Raw genomic sequence first — 1,692 nt, forward strand, 5'->3', positions numbered from 1 at the left:
GTTGGTCGCTTTATCCCAAGGTGCTTCATCCGGCTGCGGAGGGTGCTGGGCGGGATGCCGAGCCGTGCTGCTGCTCCGTCGCGACCTTCGAGCCGCCAATCGGTCAATGACAGAGTTTGGAGAATGTGTTGGCGCTCGAAATCCTTGAGGCTGGACGACGCTAGGCTGGTGGATGAGCGGTCCTGCAACCCGAGGAGATGGTCGTCGATCCGTAAGATCGGCTCGTGTGAGAGAATCAAGGCGCGCTCGATCACATTTGCCAATTCACGGACGTTGCCGGGCCAAGAATAGCGGACCAATCGTTCCAAAGAATCAGGATCGATCTGCGTACACGAACGGGGGATCCTCGCTGCGTATAGCTCGAGGAAGTGCCTCGCCAACGACGGAATATCTTCCGGCCGTTCGCGCAGTGTGGGTAGTCGGATCGGAAACACGTTCAGACGATACAGAAGATCGGCTCGAAACGTCCCGAGCTTGACCGCTGCGGAAAGGTCGCGATTTGTCGCGGCGATGATACGAACATCGACTCGAATGGGTTGTTTCCCACCCAAACGATCAACCATCCCATCCTGTAAGACTCGCAGTAATTTCGCCTGCGTCTCCAGAGGCATTTCACCGACTTCATCCAGGAACAATGTTCCTTCATGGGCCAGTTCGAATCGTCCTTCACGGGCGCGGTCCGCTCCCGTAAATGCGCCGCGCTCGTGCCCAAATAATTCGCTTTCAACCAGGCCGGCCGGAAAGGAGGCGCAATTCACGCGAACCATGGCTTTCCGACGGCGCTGACTCAAATCGTGAATGGTTTGCGCGATCAATTCTTTGCCGGTTCCTGTCTCACCGGTCAAGAGAACGGTCGTGGACGTCGGGGCGACTCCTCGCGCGAGGGCTAAGACGTGTTGAAAGACGGCGCTTTCTCCGACCAATCTGTCGATGTTTTTTGTGAACCGCAGCTCCTCGTTCAGATACACATTTTCCTTGGCAAGTTGGTTTCGTAAGCGATCGATTTGTTCGTAGGCTTGGACGTGATCGATCGCATAGGCGATCTGCATCGCCACTTGCGTGAGGAATTCGATATCTCCCGGGTCGGGATCGCCCGATTCCCGAGTGCCGATATTGAGAATGCCGAGGCATTGATCTTTCACGAGCAGCGGAAGATTGATCATTCGTCCGAGCCCTTCTTGAGCGTATAATTTATCTTCGGGGAAGACTTGCTCATTCTTGAGGTCAGGGCGAATGTGCAGGGTTTTGTGTTCGTATACCCATCCCATCGCGCTTCCGTGGCGCGGGACGACGGCATCGCGGCCAAGCTCGACCTGCGGGACCGTGGTCGCGAGGACGTAAAACCGGAATGCATCGGTCTGAGGATCGTACTGAGTGATCGAGGCGCGGGCCCATGGAATGGCTTTGGTGATCTCTACTGTAATCGCTTCCCACAGGCTGCGCATGTCGCGCTGCGAATTCAGCACGAGGGCGACGGACAAGAGGGCTCGATAGTTGCGTTCGATCTGGTCCAAGGATTTCCAAGCTCCGGGGCGTTTTGATTCAATCACAGAAGAAACCGGGATGTCCAGGCGCAGGCGTGCGGATATCTCACATTGTGTTTCTGTGCCAATGGCTGAGCAGTGAATGGCTCGATGAAAAGCCGCGAGAAAAGTGGCGGTGCGCCATAGTCGCTATGTTACAATCCGCCAC

The 1,692-nt window shown here is 56.1% G+C and carries 1 protein-coding gene; it reads right to left on the reverse strand.

Annotated features, from left to right (window positions below; translation table 11 throughout):
• Positions 1-1,550, reverse strand: a 1,550-nt coding sequence (locus tag ACOSYY_RS07910) for a sigma-54-dependent Fis family transcriptional regulator (RefSeq protein WP_421661725.1), incomplete at its 3' end; no start/stop codon positions are given.
• Positions 1,551-1,692 lie beyond the last annotated feature (142 nt).

This window comes from Nitrospira sp. BLG_2 (genome assembly GCF_049222245.1).